This is a genomic window from Borrelia persica No12 (assembly GCF_000500045.1).
GTDB lineage: Bacteria > Spirochaetota > Spirochaetia > Borreliales > Borreliaceae > Borrelia > Borrelia persica.
Genome location: NZ_AYOT01000075.1, coordinates 1 through 344, shown reverse-complemented (window position 1 = coordinate 344; position 344 = coordinate 1). Strand labels below are relative to the sequence as shown.

Genomic DNA, 344 nt, shown 5'->3' with positions numbered 1-344 from the left:
AGACAAATCTTCGGCTATTTCTTGATCAATACCAACTTTAATAAGAGCAGCTAAGACCATTTGCTGGGTTATCATTCTACGTGCTAATGTCTCCATAAAACCTCCTTATTTATTTATTATACAATAATTTATAGATTAAATAAACTTAAATTTGGTAAAATGTGCTTTTCTCTCATGATAATTTAATGTTAAGAGTAAATATGAAGCAGATAATGCGTCAAGTGAATCATCATTGCTATTCCCTACTCCCGTATAAGCATAAATATCAGAAATAGCAGATTTACTACTAAAATCTAAAATACTAAGATAAGATGATGTTATGGGTCCGATTAAAGTGGTAATTC

Annotated in this window: 1 pseudogene; it reads right to left on the bottom strand. The window is 29.7% G+C overall.

The window, feature by feature from the left end:
• Positions 1-135 precede the first annotated feature (135 nt).
• Positions 136-344, bottom strand: a pseudogene (locus U881_RS12565) (PBSX family phage terminase large subunit); the annotation flags it as partial.